Origin of the sequence: Desulfobacter sp. (assembly GCA_028768545.1) — a bacterium.
Taxonomy (GTDB): domain Bacteria; phylum Desulfobacterota; class Desulfobacteria; order Desulfobacterales; family Desulfobacteraceae; genus Desulfobacter.
In genome coordinates this window covers 2433467-2448277 of sequence record CP054838.1, presented here as the reverse complement: position 1 = coordinate 2448277, position 14811 = coordinate 2433467, and the positions used below count along the sequence as shown (strand labels likewise).

Sequence of the window (14811 nt, the reverse complement as noted above, 5' to 3'; positions counted from 1 at the left end):
TCCTGTGAATCGTTCCGCCGGGAAGAAAAGGTTTATGCCGGTTATTCAAGATTTTCCTGGACTCGGATCCGGTCCAGTACACCATTGATAAAGGGGCCTGAATCCCGTGTGCCGAATTTCTTGCCGATTTCAACCGCCTCGTTAATGGATACCGTTGCCGGGATATCCGGCCGCCGGATCAGTTCAAATACGGCAATGCGCATGATATTCCGGTCCACCACCGGCATCCTGGAAATTTTCCAATGTTTGGCCCATTTGTCCAGAAGCAGATCGATCTTTTTTTTTTCCTCCAATACCCCGTTCACCAGTTCATGGAAAAAAGAGGTGATCTCAGGGGTGAAGGCGTCTTCATTCTGGATGCAGAATTCCTGGATCCCCTGTTCCGGATCAGTCTCATTTACATCCAGAAAAAACAGAGCCTGCAGAACAAGCTCTCTTGCCTTTCGTCTCTCGCCCATGGATTATGTATCCATATTCTGGCAGAGATTAGCCATTTCAACGGCACCCAGGCCGACGTCAAAGCCTTTATTGCCAGCCTTTGTACCGGCACGTTCAATGGCCTGTTCAATGGTCTCTGTGGTGAGAATACCGAACATTACCGGCAAATTGGCCTCCATACTCACCTGGGCAATGCCCTTGGAGACTTCAGCGCAGACATAGTCATAATGGGTGGTGGCTCCGCGGATGACAGCCCCCAGACAGATAACGGCATCATATTTTTTCTGGGCAACCATTTTTTTGGCCACCAAAGGAATTTCAAAGGCACCGGGCACTTTGATCACGGTGATATCCTTGTCAGCTGCCCCGCTTCTGACCAAGGCATCCACGGCCCCATCCACCAGTTTTCCAACAATAAAATCATTAAACCTTGAGGCAATGATCCCGAATTTTTTCCCCTTGGCATCCAGATTGGCTTCAATCATCTGTGGCATTGTTTTGTCCTTTATCAAATATTTCCATGGCAAATTACACCCCAGCCCCAAGGCTGGTCTGCAAATTTTTTACATATGTAGCAGATGGCCCATTTTGGCCTGTTTGCACTTTAAATACCCCTGGTTAAAGCAATTGGCTTCCACCTCAATGGGAACCTGTTCCACAACGGAAAGGCCGTATCCTTCAAGGCCGATCATTTTTTTAGGATTATTGGTCAGCAGACGCATCTTTCTAACACCGATGTCCACCAGCATCTGGGCACCAATACCATAATCTCTCATGTCCGCCTTAAACCCGAGCTTTTCGTTTGCCTCCACCGTATCCAGACCCTGGCGCTGGTATTCGTATGCCTTGAGCTTGTTCACAAGCCCGATCCCCCGGCCCTCCTGGCGCAGGTAGAGCAGGACACCGCACCCCTCCTCCTCCATCATGGCCATGGCCCTGTGCAGCTGATCCTGGCAGTCGCATCTTAAGGAAGAAAAAATATCCCCGGTCATGCATTCTGAATGCACCCGGACCAGAATTTCCTTTTCAGAATCAATCTCCCCTTTTACCAGGGCAATATGGGTGAGGCTGTCCATGTCATTTTCATAGGCAATGATCTTGAACTCTCCTCCGACTTTTGTGGGAATCACGGTTTCTGCGGCCCGTTTGACAAAGGTTTCGGTTTTAAGCCGGTATTCTACCAGATCAGCAACCGTGCAGATGCCGATCCCATGTTTTTTTGCAAACTTTTCAAGGGAAGGCATTCTGGCCATGGTCCCGTCTTCATCCATGATCTCGCAGATGACGCCGGCAGGTTTGAGTCCGGCCAGACGGGCCAGGTCCACAGAGCCTTCTGTCTGTCCGATTCTGACCATCACACCGCCGTCACGGGCCCGCAAGGGAAAAATATGTCCCGGCCTTGCAATGTCGGCAGGGGTGGTTTCATCTGCCACTGCCGTGAGAATAGTGGTGGCCCGGTCTGCTGCGGAGATACCCGTAGTCACGCCCTTTTTGGCCTCTATGGACACGGTAAAACCGGTTTCAAACTGGGAGGTATTATGATCCACCATCATGGGCAGATCCAGACGGTCTGCAATGGTTGAATCCAAAGAGAGACAGATCAGCCCCCGGCCGTAGGTGGCCATGAAATTGATGGCTTCAGGCGTAACCGCCTCTGCTGCCATGGTCAGATCGCCTTCGTTCTCCCGGTCCTCATCATCCACAAGAATGACCATTTTGCCATTCTTGATATCTTCAATTGCCTGTTCAATGGTTAAATGCGGCATGTTTTCCCCTAAAATCCGTTAAGAATACAAATTATAAACGGCTTATAAAAATCCGTTTCTGGCAAGAAGAGAAAGACTGATATCCGATTCCGAAGATTTGTTGTCATCGGCTCCCATCCTCCCTTTGGTTAAAAACTTTTTTACATATTTTCCCAACATATCTGTTTCAATGTTGACCTTGTCCCCCACCCGCTTTAACCCGATGGTGGTTATTTTTGCGGTATGGGGAATGATACTGACTGAAAATCCCTTATCCCAGCACCGGTTGATGGTCAGGCTGATTCCCTCAATGGCAACAGATCCTTTTTCGATCATGTCTGCGGCCAAAGATTCAGAGACCCCCACATCCAGAATCACGGCATTGCTTTTTTTCTGAATGGATTGAACAATGCCGGTGCCGTCAATATGGCCAGAGACCAGATGCCCGTCAATCCGATCAGAAAGTCTCAATGCCCGTTCTATATTTACCCGAGACCCCGGACCCATTTGCTTGAATGTTGTCCTGGAAACGGTTTCAGGCGCCATATCCACCCTAAATTCGTGGTCGCCAAGGTGGATGGCCGTTAAACAGGCCCCGTTCACGGCAATGGAGTCTCCGATTTTACTTTGGGACAAATCCAGGTCACACCCAATGGAAAGCACCCGGCCCTCTCCGTTTGACTCAATGCGCTGAATGGTTCCAAAACTTTCTATGATACCTGTAAACACCTCCTGCCTCCTATGCCTTGTTCCCAGCGGATGATCCCTTGTCAAGGTAGCCTGTCACCAAAAGATCCGATCCAAAGGCGCGCGTGCTCACACGGGTCAGTTCAAAGGCATCCTTGATCCGTTCAGGGCCAGCTCCCCCGAATACGGGAATCCCGTCATTGCCCCCTAAAAATTTAGGGGCCAGAAAATAGCAGACCTTGTTGACAATCTTGGCCTTTAAGGCTGAAGAGGCCACCCGGCCACCGCCTTCTATGAGGATGCTTGACACAGACATGTGACCTAACTTAATCATGAGTTCATTGAAATCAAGTCTCTGGTCTATAAGATCTACACTTATGATCTTTATCCCCTTTTCCAAGAGCCTGTTTTTCTTATCTTCAGGCACGCAGGGGCCTGTCACAATAATGGTGCGAGCAGAGGATTTCTGGGTAATGACCCTTGCATCTTCCGGGATGGTCAGCCGTGTATCTAAAATAATCCGGTCAGGATCAACCGTTGTTTTACCCTTGATCCGGGCCGTAAGCGAAGGGTCATCGGCATGAAGGGTGCCCGAACCGATGAGAATGGCATCAACTTCATGACGCAGCTGATGTCCGTAACCTCTTGAAAGATCGTTGGTAATCCACTTGGAATCCTTTGTCCTCGTGGCAATATACCCATCCAGGGTAGCCGCACACTTTAAAATGACAAAAGGATCCTTATCATTTTGGCTGTACCAGATAAAATCCTCGATCAGGGTCTGGGCGCTGGATTCAAGAACGCCGGTTTCCACAGCCACCCCGTTTTCTCTTAAAAATGCAATCCCTCCCCCTCTGACATGGGGATTGGGATCTTTACACCCCACCACCACCCGGGAAATTTTGGCATCCAGGATTTTTCGGGTGCATGGCGGGGTTTTCCCAAAATGATTGCAAGGTTCAAGGGTGACATAGATGGTGGATCCGGGTACAAGGTCCGGGGCATGGTCAAGGGCATTGTCAATGGCCACGACTTCGGCATGGGGGCCGCCGGCCTTGGGGTGAAACCCTTGGCCGATAATCCGGCCGTCTTTTACCACCACCGCCCCCACACAGGGGTTGGGCGAGGTAAACCCCTTGCCACGGGCCCCAAGTTCTAGGGCCTTTTTCATATATCGGGTATCAGTCATCCTGGGTGCCCGCAAGGCTCAAAGGCCCGAGATCAACAGATTGACACTGGGGCACCAGCCCTTTTAACTCCTGGATAAAATCCGCAACATCCTTGAATTCCCGGTACACAGAGGCAAACCTCACATAGGCCACATCATCAACCGCTTTGAGGGCTGTGATAATCTTTTCGCCCACCACCTTGGAGGCCACCTCCCGCTCATTGCTGTCCCGCAATTCCCGTTCAATGGTGTCCACCATTTCTTCGATCTGGTCAACACTGATGACCCTTTTTTCACAGGCCTTCTGAATGCCCTTTAAGATCTTTTCCCGGTCAAACTCTTCCCTGCGGCTGTCCTTTTTAACGATCATTACAGGGACCTGTTCAACTCTCTCGTAGGTGGTAAACCGCTGGTTGCAGTCCTGGCATTCTCTTCTGCGCCGGACTTCAAACTCAATTTTGCCCGGACGCGAATCAACCACCCTGGTGTTTAGTTTTCCGCAATATGGGCATTTCATGTCAGCCTCTTAATTGAAATTAGAGATTAAGCTTTACCAGGGCCACATGGGCCTGGTCAAACATTTCCAAAGAGAGAGGATCATCATAGCCCTCTTTGTAATACACCTTTTTTATACCGGCATTGATGATCATTTTGGCACAGATGGAACAGGGCTGGGTGGTGCAGTAAAGAACTGCGCCGCTGACCGCAATCCCGTGATAGGCCGCCTGGATAATGGCATTCTGCTCGGCATGGACCCCCCGGCAAAGTTCATGTTTTTCACCGGACGGCACCTTGAGCTGTTCCCGAAGACAGCCGGTTTCCCGGCAGTGGGGAACAGAAGACGGCGCCCCGTTGTACCCGGAACACAGAATTCTTTTCTCCTTGACCAGCACCGCACCCACCTTTCGTCTCAAACAGGTGGAACGGCTTGCCACAAGGTCGGTGATCCCCATGAAATACTCATCCCATGAGGGCCGTTCTCCCTGAAAAGTCGAGTTTAAATCAGTATGGGCCGGGTTGGGTTCAGGCGGAATTAAACTCATTGGGAAAGATTCTTCTCGTATAAAGGGTATTGACTGCAAATCTCTTTGACCTGGCCTGCGGCCCGGGTAATATTTGCCCCGTCATCTAAAACATCGCAAATAAATCCTGAAATGGCCGAAACCGCATCCTCTTTCATTCCCCGGGAGGTGATCAGGGGAACCCCGATACGGATGCCCGAGGTCACAAAGGGGCTTCTTTTTTCATTGGGCACCGTATTTTTATTCACGGTGATGCCGGCCTTTCCCAAACGTTCTTCAGCCTCTTTGCCTGTGATATCCCGGCCTGAAAAATCCACAAGCACCATGTGGTTGTCCGTGCCGTTGGAGACCAGTTTATATCCCCTGTCCATGAGTACGGAAGCCAGAACAAAGGCATTTTTAACCACCTGTTTCTGGTAATCTGCAAATTCAGGAGAAAGCGCCTCTTTAAAGGCAATGGCCTTGGCCGTGATCACGTGCATGAGCGGCCCGCCCTGGATCCCGGGAAAAATCTGGGAGTTAATGGCTTTGGCAAATTTATCAGACGATAGGATCAAACCGCCTCTGGGGCCCCTGAGGGTCTTGTGGGTGGTAGAGGTGATCAAATCTGCAAATCCCACGGGCGAGGGATGGACATTGGCTGCCACAAGCCCTGCAATATGGGCCATATCCACCATAAACAAGGCGTCGACACGCTTTGCAATCTGGGCAAATCCTTTAAAATCAATAATCCTGGGATAGGCTGAGGCCCCGGCCACAATCAGCTTGGGTTTGACAGATTTGGCAAGATCTTCCACCTGGTTTAAGTCGATCATTTCCGTATCCGGATTAAGCCCGTAATGGGAAAACTTAAAGAGCCGGCCTGAAAAACTGACTTTTGCCCCATGGGTCAGATGCCCCCCATGGGAAAGATCCATGGCCAGAATCCGGTCTCCGGGATTTAAAATTGAAAAATAGGCGGCCATGTTTGCCCCGGATCCTGAATGGGGCTGAACATTGGCATATTCCACCCCAAAAAGCTTTTTCACCCGGTCAATGGCCAGTTCTTCTGCCTGGTCTACAAATTCACACCCGCCGTAATACCGTTTGGCCGGATACCCTTCGGCATACTTATTGGTCATGATGGAGCCCTGGGCTTCCATCACGGCGCGGCTCACCGTGTTTTCAGAGGCAATAAGGTTTAACCCCTCGTTCTGGCGTGCCGATTCTCTTTCAACAACCCGGGCAATTTCGGGATCATTTTCTTCAATATAGCGCATACCCCTCCTCACGGTGATCTAATTTGCGTTCCCCGCTTGGGTTACAGATTCCTTTAGGCATCCATGGAAAGGATCCGGTCCAGATGCCGTCCGCCTTCAAATTCAGTGGACAGCCATTCTTTCACCAGTTCAAAGGCAAGGATATCCCCGACCACGCGTCCGCCCATGACCAGGATATTGGAATCATTGTGAAGCCTGCTCATCCGGGCGGAAAAAATATCCGAACAAAGGGCAGCCCTCACACCTTTAAACCGATTGGCCTGGATCGACATGCCCAAGCCTGTACCGCAGAGCAGAATGCCCCTGGCAAACTCGCCTGTGGAAACCGAACGGGCAACTTTTTTGCCGAAATCCGCATAGTTCACAGATTCTTCACTGAATGTTCCGGCATCTTCCACCCCGTATCCGAGATTAAACAAAAGATCCTTGATCTTTTCCTTTAATCCGAAAGCGGCATGGTCACTGCCGATAATAATTGTTTTATCCCTGTCCATTTACCTTAAGATCCTTAAAGGTTAAGATTTTGCCTTGATAAAATCAATGGCATCCTGAACCGTTACAAGCCCTTCTGCCGCATCATCATCAATTTCAATTTCAAAGACTTCTTCCATGGACATGACAAGCTCGACAATGGTCAAAGAATCTGCCCCAAGATCTTCAATGAGCGAGGCTTCGGGGACCACATCATCAATATCAATATCAGGAATTTTTTCGGCAATCACTTTTTTCACTTTGGTTTCAACGGTCATGACACGGATTCCTTCCTCTAATTTATTCGTCGTCTTCCTGGGCAGCATTTACGTTCCGGCCTTTGTAGGCACCGCATTCAGGGCATGCTGTGTGGGGAAGTTTGGGTTCCTGGCACTCCGGGCATACAGATACGGTGGGAGCGCTGGTTTTGTAGTGGGTCCGTCTTTTCCTGCCTCTTGCCTTGGAGCTTCTTTGCTTAGGTACTGCCATGGGTTTCTCCTAACTATATTATTTTACTTACAATTCACTCGTTTTCTACCGACATACTAAAACAAACATATTTACCTCAATTTTTAAAACCTGTCAAGAATAATACAAACCCCTCGATTAAAGCATTAAAGAAAATTTCACCATATATTGCTTTACGCCCTTAATTTATGATAGATAAGGGCTCGATTTTACAATCGATTATTTTAAATAAATCAATTCCATTTGGAGATTATATGAAACCCATTGTTACCCGCTTTCCCCCTTCGCCCACAGGATACCTTCATATCGGCGGTGCCAGGACCGCATTGTTTAACTGGCTCTACGCCAGAAAAACCAAAGGCACCTTTGTATTACGCATCGAAGATACCGATAAAATCCGGTCCACCAAGGAATCCGTGGATGCCATCCTAGAAGCCATGGAATGGCTGGGCATTGACTGGGACCAGGGCCCTTTTTTCCAGACCCAGCGCCATGATATTTACAGTGAATATATTGACCGCCTGGTCGAATCCGGTCATGCCTATTATTGTGACTGCACCCCCGCAGAGGTGGATGCCATGCGCGAACAGGCAAAAGCCAAGGGGCAAAAACCCATGTACAACGCCAAATGCCGGGACCGGCACCTGAAAAAAGGAGACAACACCGTGGTCAGGCTCAGAACCCCTGATACCGGGGTGACCATTGTGGATGATGTAGTCAAGGGCAGCACAGCCTTTCAGAATGCTGAAATTGACGATTTCATCATCCAGCGCAGCTCCGGGGTGGCCATGTACAATCTGGCTGTGGTGATTGATGATATCACCATGAATATCAACACCATTATCCGGGGGGATGACCATCTGATCAACACCCCCAAGCAGATGCTCATCTACCAGGCCCTGGGCGCAGAACTTCCCGTATTCGGCCATGTGCCCATGGTGCTGGGCGCTGACAAATCACGGTTGAGCAAACGCCACGGCGCCATGTCCGTTGGAGAGTACAAAAAAATGGGATTTTTGCCCGATGCCGTGATCAATTACCTGGTCCGGTTAGGCTGGTCCCATGGAGACCAGGAATTTTTTGAACGGGACGATCTCATTGAAAAATTTGATTTAAAGCACCTGGGCCGGTCTGCATCCATGTTTGATACGGACAAGCTGATCTCCTTAAATGCCAAGCATATCCAGAAAAAAAGTCCGGCAGAACTTGCAGAACCGCTACTGCCCTTTTTGGCAGAACTCGGGGTAAAGGCTGAGAACAACGACTTCACCTGCGCCGTGATTGAAACCCTTCAGCCCAGAAGCAAAACCCTGGTTGAAATGGCCCAGGCCGCACTCTTTTACTACATGGATGACGTCGAGTTTGAACAAAAGGCAGCCAAAAAGTTTTTAAAGCCCGAGACAGCCTCTCTTTTGACCCAATGCGCAGATGCGCTTGAAGGCCTGGAGACATTTGCCCAAAAGGATCAGGAAGAGGTGTTTAAAAAAATCATGGAAGAGACTGGACTTGGATTCGGCAAGATTGCCCAGCCCCTCAGGGTGGCTGTGACCGGCACCACCGTCAGTCCTGGAATTTTTGAAATGCTCATGGCCCTTGGCAAGGAAAAAACAATTGCGCGCATCCGAAAGGCCGCCCAATTTTGCCTGTCCAAAACCGAAGACCAAAGCTGAAAACCAAAGCTGAGAAATAGATCAAAGCATCCGGAGAGATGACACCCTATGGTCTCCAAATTGTCATCACATCTCCGGGTTCAGACATAGATCATCCCGCAGTATCCCACAAAACTTGTGGCAGGCGCGATGTCAAAACTTGTGGCGTGGTCAAGGCAGATGCCCTTGGCCGCGCCCATTTTTTTACAGGCAGCGGCGGCCGCCGCAACCGCCCCGGGGCAGCAGAGATTCTGATGGGCCAGTCCCTGGTCAAGTATCCCCTGGGAATCCATTTTTTCCATGGCCCGGATGGCCTGGGCATCATTTTCGGACACCACCCATTCCAGGGCTTTTTTCCCCTTTCCAGCCGGTTCAAAGGCAAAATTCGGGCCGTAATGGGTCATGTCTGTTGATCCAACGACCAGGATGGATCTGCCCAGGTCCCGGGCGGTTTGGGCGCATGCCTGCCCGATGTGCACGCTGAGATCTGTGGGCGGCACCCCCCAGACAATTATCCTTGAGTTGGGAAAAAAATACCGGATAAAGGGAAATTGAAGCTCGATGGTGTTTTCATCGGGAAAGGCCTTTGGGGAAAGCCGTTTGATACGATCCTTTGCCCAAGACAACCTGGAAACCAGAGCCTTTAAAAAACTTGTGTCCACCTCAAGATTCCCAAAGGGGGTTTCAACGCCCCCCGGGTCCATGGTAAACCCGGGAGAAGACGAATGCATGTGGGCCCCGAACAGAATAATGGTATCCGGCCCAGGATGGTGCCGGGCCAGAATATCAAATACCCGGCAGGCAATCCTGCCTGAATATGCCCACCCGGCATGGGGAACAATCCCGCCCAGGCCCTTGCCCGAAAAACAGGGATCAGACCTACCCCCCTTTAAAAAGGTTTGGATGGCATTTTCACAGGCCCGGGCCCCGGACGGATACCAGGACCCGGCAAAGGCTGGGCGTTTAATGGCCCCGGAGCCCGGGGCATTTTCTTTTTTATCCATCATGCCTCTTTTTGATCAGAGTACAGTCGTGTACTCAAAAATGAGGGCCTGGTTTACCCCAGTTTTTCCTTGACCTTGGTTTTCAGCCATTCAAGCCAGGGTTCAAATCCCTCCTGGGTTTTGGCGGAAATCTCAAATACCGGCATGCCCGGGTGGACCTTTTTCATATTTTCAACGGCCAAGGGCGCATCAAAATCCAGATAGGGGAGCAGATCCACCTTGTTTAAAATGGCAACATCCGCCACCTGGAACATCAGGGGGTATTTCAAGGGTTTGTCTTCCCCTTCGGTCACGCTCAGGACCACGGCCCTGGCATCCTCTCCAATATCAAATTCCGCAGGGCATACCAGGTTTCCGATATTTTCCACAATGAGCAGATCCAGGTCATCGCAGCCAAGGGCCCGTGCAGAGGCATCAATAAGATGGGCCGCCAGATGGCAGTCCCCCCCGAACTGGTCCGTATTGATCTGGGTGACCTTGGCCCCGGTAACCTCCAGGCGGTCGGCATCGTTGGTGGTGCAGACATCTCCCACAATCACCCCTACCCTGATCCCGGGCATGAGCGCCCCCAAGGTTTTACACAGGGTTTCGGTCTTGCCCGAGCCCGGAGAGGACATCATGTTCAGGACAAAAACCTTTTTCTCATTAAAAAACAGCCGGTTAACGTCTGCCTCTGTTTTATTCTGCTCAAGCACCCGCTTTTGAATATTTATTTCCATTGGGATTATCCTTTATTTTTTATACTTATTTCTGATTTACACTAAAATAGCCCTGAGATCAATCATCGGCAAGTTCCATGGATGTAATTTCAATCTCCCTGCCCGAAAGCATTTCCACCTGGGCATCCTTGCAATGGGGACAGGAAAACTCAGGGGAGTCCGCCTCCCACTCCCGGCTGCAGGATTTGCACCGGATTCTGACGGGCACATTTTCTATGGACAGGGCCACATTCTCCAAAGGGGTATCTTTGGTGATGATTTCGATACAGAAGGTCAGGCTGTGTTCTACTACAGCCGCAAGTTTGCCGATCCTCAAGTTCAGGGTTTCCACCTTTGGATTTTCAATATCTTCAGGTATGGCGTCCAGGGCAATTTTGACCAATTGTTCGGCAACACCCATTTCATGCATGATTTCTTTCTCCTGACAGGATAAATTTCATCCTTGTATATTCAGGCCGCCGTCCAAGGCAGTCTATAATTGTTTAATTAATTGAATGGCCCGTTCAAATCCGTCCATGCTGGCAGTAATGCAATGATCATCCACGCAAAATGCCAGCCTGAAATATCCGGGCCCGCCAAATCCTTTTCCCGGCACCGCAAGAATACGTTCTTGTTGAAGAATCTGAACAAAGTCCACATCATTTTCAATGGGAGATTTTACAAAAAGATAAAAACTGCCCATGGGTTTATGAAAGGTGTACCCGGCCTTTTTCATCCCCTCACAAATCATATCCCGCTTACGTTCATAGATGGCCACATCCACGCTGACCCCCTGAAGATCAGGCAGCACACGCTGGATCATGGCCGGGGCATTGACAAAGCCAAGGGTTCTGTTGGCCAGGGTCAGGGCATTGACAATCTCCTGCCGGTAACAGGCGCGAGGATTCACAGTGACATAGCCGATGCGCTCCCCTGCCAGGGAAAGATCCTTGGAATGGGAGGTCACCACAAGGCTTTGGTCATAAAAGTCAAATATGGGGGGCACCTCAACATGGTCAAAGACGATCCGGGTATAGGGCTCGTCAGAGACAAGATAAATCGTTTGACCAAAGATCTTTGATTTTTCTTCTAGCATCCGGCCAAGCCCTTCAAGCTGAACTCTTGAATAGACCGCGCCTGTGGGATTGTTGGGAGAGTTGATCAAAACAATTTTTGTTTTGGGCCCAATGGCCTTGGCCATGGCATCAAGATCCAGGGAAAAATCATCCCGGGCAGGCACGGTTTTGAGCCGGCCGCCATGGTTGTCGGCATAGGCCTTGTACTCCACAAAATAAGGCGAGGTCACCAACACCTCTTCTTCCGGGTTGAGCAGGGATTTAAACACAATGTTCAATCCGCCTGCAGCCCCGCAGGTCATGACAATATCCTCTCTGGTGATCTTTTTTTTCTGGATCCTGGCCAGGGTTTGGGCAATCTGCTCTCTTACATGGGGATACCCGGCATTGGGCATATACCCGTGAAGCCCGCAAGCAGGATCTTGAACCGCTTTTTCAAGGGCCTGCTTAAAGGCTTGGGGCGGCTCCAGATTGGGATTGCCCAGGGAAAAATCAAATACATTTTCCGGCCCGTACTCGGCCTTGAGCCGGGCCCCTGCCTCAAACATCTTTCTGATCCATGAACCGGTCTCAATGTCGGCAAAAATTTTTTGGGCAATGGTCATTCAGGCTTTTTCCTTTGTGCAAAAAAATCATCTTTAAACTCTAAAAACTGATCTTGTTTTATTGCATGGCGCATTTTGTCCATGAGGTCAAGATAATAATAGAGATTATGAATGGTATTCAGCCGATAGGCCAAAAGCTCCCGTGATTTGTACAAATGCCTTAAATAGCTTCGGGAATAATTCTGGCAGGTATAGCATTGGCAGGTATCATCAATGGGCCTTGAATCTGTTTTATACCGTGCATTGGGAATATTGATGGTGCCGGTGCGGGTAAACAGCTGCCCGTTTCTGGCATTTCTGGAAGGCATGACACAGTCAAACATGTCACAGCCCATGCCCACCAGGGTCACCAAATTTTCAGGCGTGCCCACTCCCATGATATACCTGGGTTTGTCAGGAGGCAGCAAGGGCAGGGTGTGACGGGCCATCTCATACATGATAGGGGTGGGTTCTCCCACGGAAAGCCCGCCAATGGCAAAGCCTGGAAAATCAATCTTTGTAATCTGCTCGGCCGACAAAGAGCGCAGCTCCTTGTACATCCCGCCCTGAACAATCCCGAAAAGGTTGTTCTTTGCCCCCTGGTCCTGCCAGAAATCAAACCCGCGTCTTGCCCAGGCCGTTGTTTTTTTCAAGGCCTCAACGGTCTGACCCCGGGTGGCGGGATGCCCCATGCACCAGTCCAGGGACATCATGATGTCAGAGCCTAAAATCATCTGGATCTCCACGGCCTTTTCAGGGGAGAAAAAATGCCTGGACCCGTCAATATGGGATTGAAAATTCACCCCCTCATCCGTGAACTTGGCCAGCTTGGCCAGGGAAAAAAACTGAAACCCTCCGGAATCGGTGAGCATGGGCTTGTCCCAGGAGATAAATTCATGGAGCCCGCCCATGGGTTCAATGACTTCGCAGCCCGGACGCAAATACAGATGATAGGTATTTCCCAGAATAATCTGGGCCCCGCAATGATCCAGATCTTCCTTTGAAATCCCCTTGACCGATCCCACCGTACCTACGGGCATGAAAATGGGGGTCTCAATCTGCCCCCGGTCCGTGGTGATCACCCCGGTGCGGGAACAGTCCTTGTCTTTTCCTTCATGGGAGGATAAATCCGGACCTGAATCTGGCTTAGACTCCCGGCCGTTATCTTTAAACAATTCAAATGTCAGCATAAACGTTTTCTCTCTTTTATATGACCCCTTGGCCAGAACATTGCTGCCATAGCTCCTTCATCCTCTGTTATGGACAGGCGGCCGATCATGGGGTTATTGAATAAACATGGCATCCCCATAGCTGAAAAACCGGTATTTTTCAGCCACGGCAGTCCTGTATGCATCTAAAATTTTTTCCCTGGAATAAAAGGCTGAAATCAGCATGAGCAGGGTGGATTTGGGAAGATGAAAATTGGTGAACATGGCATCCACGCATTTAAACTTGTACCCTGGATAAATAAAGAGATCACAAAGCCCTGAACCCGCAGTGACAAACCCTTGGTCATCTGCAATATACTCCAAGGTCCTAACCGATGTGGTCCCCACGGCAATCACCCGGTGTTTATCTTTCTTTGCCTGGTTGATCTTTTCTGCCGCCCCAGGCGAGACGGTAAAAGACTCGGAATGGATCTGATGATCCCGGATATCATCCACCTGCACCGGCACAAAGGTGCCGTATCCCACATGGAGGGTGATATCCACCATCTTTACCCCCTTGGCCGCCAGTCTTTCAATCAAAGGGTCTGTAAAATGAAGCCCTGCCGTGGGTGCGGCCACAGCCCCGTCTTTCTGGGCATAGACCGTCTGGTAGTCTTGCTTGTCCCGCTGGGCAAGATCCGTGTCCCCCGACCGTTTGATATAGGGGGGAAGCGGGATCTGGCCTGCGGCCTTAAGCTGCCCTAAAAAGGCATCTCCCCCGTCAAAGGCCACGATGGAGATCCGGTCCTTGTGACCCACCACCCGGGCAAGAATCTGGCCGTCCATGAAAAGCCTTGCCCCGGGCCTGGGCCGCCTGGAGGCCCGGATCAGGCATTCGCACTGAAAAACACCGGTTTTTTCCAGATGAACCAGGCCCTGGGCATAGTCAATGATCAGGATCTCCACCTGGCCGCCGGTCTCTTTTTTTCCCATCAGCCGTGCCGGGATCACCCGGGTATTGTTGACCACCAGCAGATCATTGGGACGCAAAAGACCTTCAATGTCGGAAAAATGCTGGTGGGAAAGGGTATTTTTTTGTCTGTGAATCCCCAGCAGCCTGGACCGGGTTCTCTCCTGGGCCGGGGTCTGGGCAATCAATTCTTCTAGCAGATCATAATCATAGTCGGACAATTGATACATCTATCACTCTCCCATGGCCAAATAGACAATCCCCAGCCCTGCCAGCATCATAAAAAAACCGAACCGCCGCAATGTGGCGTCGTCAAGCCCGAGTATCACAGAGACCATCTGTCTCATTTTGCCCGGAAAGGCAAAATAGGGCAGGCCTTCCACCATCATGACCATACCCATCACGCAAAGAAAAAATTTCATCA

Annotated in this window: 19 protein-coding genes; 1 reads left to right on the top strand and 18 read right to left on the bottom strand. The window is 50.3% G+C overall.

Annotated features, from left to right (window positions below; translation table 11 throughout):
- Positions 1-41: 41 nt before the first annotated feature.
- The 11 genes from nusB to rpmF form a co-directional block, all read right to left on the bottom strand.
- Positions 42-458, bottom strand: a complete 417-nt coding sequence (gene nusB, locus HUN05_11740) for a transcription antitermination factor NusB (protein WDP85719.1) — start codon at positions 456-458, stop codon at positions 42-44.
- A 3-nt stretch (positions 459-461) separates the two neighbouring features.
- Complete coding sequence (locus HUN05_11735; GenBank protein ID WDP85718.1) at positions 462-932, bottom strand: 6,7-dimethyl-8-ribityllumazine synthase; 471 nt, start codon at positions 930-932, stop codon at positions 462-464.
- A gap of 69 nt (positions 933-1001) precedes the next feature.
- The gene (locus tag HUN05_11730; GenBank protein WDP85717.1) at positions 1002-2204 is read right to left on the bottom strand and encodes a bifunctional 3,4-dihydroxy-2-butanone-4-phosphate synthase/GTP cyclohydrolase II; all 1203 of its coding nucleotides are present in this window, start codon (positions 2202-2204) and stop codon (positions 1002-1004) included.
- A gap of 42 nt (positions 2205-2246) precedes the next feature.
- A complete protein-coding gene (locus HUN05_11725; GenBank protein ID WDP85716.1) occupies positions 2247-2912 on the bottom strand; it encodes a riboflavin synthase in 666 nt (221 codons plus the stop codon).
- A 10-nt stretch (positions 2913-2922) separates the two neighbouring features.
- Complete coding sequence (gene ribD, locus HUN05_11720; protein ID WDP85715.1) at positions 2923-4059, bottom strand: bifunctional diaminohydroxyphosphoribosylaminopyrimidine deaminase/5-amino-6-(5-phosphoribosylamino)uracil reductase RibD; 1137 nt, start codon at positions 4057-4059, stop codon at positions 2923-2925.
- On the bottom strand, positions 4052-4555 hold the full coding sequence (gene nrdR, locus HUN05_11715; GenBank protein ID WDP85714.1) for a transcriptional repressor NrdR: 504 nt from the start codon (positions 4553-4555) through the stop codon (positions 4052-4054). Before nrdR ends, ribD begins: the two co-directional genes overlap by 8 nt.
- 19 nt (positions 4556-4574) lie before the next feature.
- Complete coding sequence (locus HUN05_11710; GenBank protein ID WDP85713.1) at positions 4575-5081, bottom strand: cytidine deaminase; 507 nt, start codon at positions 5079-5081, stop codon at positions 4575-4577.
- Positions 5078-6319, bottom strand: coding sequence for a serine hydroxymethyltransferase (locus HUN05_11705; protein WDP85712.1), 1242 nt, complete (start codon positions 6317-6319; stop codon positions 5078-5080). The genes HUN05_11710 and HUN05_11705 overlap by 4 nt, the downstream gene beginning before the upstream one ends.
- Before the next feature lie 53 nt (positions 6320-6372).
- A complete protein-coding gene (rpiB, locus tag HUN05_11700; GenBank protein ID WDP85711.1) occupies positions 6373-6813 on the bottom strand; it encodes a ribose 5-phosphate isomerase B in 441 nt (146 codons plus the stop codon).
- A gap of 21 nt (positions 6814-6834) precedes the next feature.
- The gene (gene acpP / locus HUN05_11695; GenBank protein WDP85710.1) at positions 6835-7068 is read right to left on the bottom strand and encodes an acyl carrier protein; all 234 of its coding nucleotides are present in this window, start codon (positions 7066-7068) and stop codon (positions 6835-6837) included.
- 22 nt (positions 7069-7090) lie between these two features.
- Positions 7091-7279 (bottom strand): 50S ribosomal protein L32, encoded by a 189-nt coding sequence (gene rpmF, locus HUN05_11690; protein ID WDP85709.1) that lies wholly within the window; start codon positions 7277-7279, stop codon positions 7091-7093.
- A 233-nt stretch (positions 7280-7512) separates the two neighbouring features.
- Here rpmF and gltX point away from each other — a divergent pair, with 233 nt between their 5' ends.
- Positions 7513-8928 (top strand): glutamate--tRNA ligase, encoded by a 1416-nt coding sequence (gene gltX / locus HUN05_11685; protein ID WDP85708.1) that lies wholly within the window; start codon positions 7513-7515, stop codon positions 8926-8928.
- Positions 8929-9008: 80 nt separating this feature from the next.
- Here the strand turns inward: gltX and amrB are convergent, their stop codons facing one another.
- The 7 genes from amrB to HUN05_11650 form a co-directional block, all read right to left on the bottom strand.
- Positions 9009-9911: an AmmeMemoRadiSam system protein B gene (gene amrB / locus HUN05_11680; GenBank protein ID WDP88040.1), complete on the bottom strand. Its 903-nt coding sequence runs from the start codon at positions 9909-9911 to the stop codon at positions 9009-9011.
- A 53-nt stretch (positions 9912-9964) separates the two neighbouring features.
- Positions 9965-10630: a hydrogenase nickel incorporation protein HypB gene (hypB, locus tag HUN05_11675; protein ID WDP85707.1), complete on the bottom strand. Its 666-nt coding sequence runs from the start codon at positions 10628-10630 to the stop codon at positions 9965-9967.
- 58 nt (positions 10631-10688) lie between these two features.
- Positions 10689-11039 (bottom strand): hydrogenase maturation nickel metallochaperone HypA, encoded by a 351-nt coding sequence (hypA, locus tag HUN05_11670; protein ID WDP85706.1) that lies wholly within the window; start codon positions 11037-11039, stop codon positions 10689-10691.
- A gap of 63 nt (positions 11040-11102) precedes the next feature.
- Positions 11103-12290, bottom strand: a complete 1188-nt coding sequence (locus HUN05_11665) for a pyridoxal phosphate-dependent aminotransferase (protein WDP85705.1) — start codon at positions 12288-12290, stop codon at positions 11103-11105.
- Positions 12287-13459: a tRNA guanosine(34) transglycosylase Tgt gene (tgt, locus tag HUN05_11660; GenBank protein WDP85704.1), complete on the bottom strand. Its 1173-nt coding sequence runs from the start codon at positions 13457-13459 to the stop codon at positions 12287-12289. Before tgt ends, HUN05_11665 begins: the two co-directional genes overlap by 4 nt.
- Before the next feature lie 93 nt (positions 13460-13552).
- Positions 13553-14617 (bottom strand): tRNA preQ1(34) S-adenosylmethionine ribosyltransferase-isomerase QueA, encoded by a 1065-nt coding sequence (queA, locus tag HUN05_11655; GenBank protein WDP85703.1) that lies wholly within the window; start codon positions 14615-14617, stop codon positions 13553-13555.
- 3 nt (positions 14618-14620) lie between these two features.
- The gene (locus HUN05_11650) at positions 14621-14809 is read right to left on the bottom strand and encodes a DUF2065 domain-containing protein (GenBank protein WDP85702.1); all 189 of its coding nucleotides are present in this window, start codon (positions 14807-14809) and stop codon (positions 14621-14623) included.
- Positions 14810-14811 lie beyond the last annotated feature (2 nt).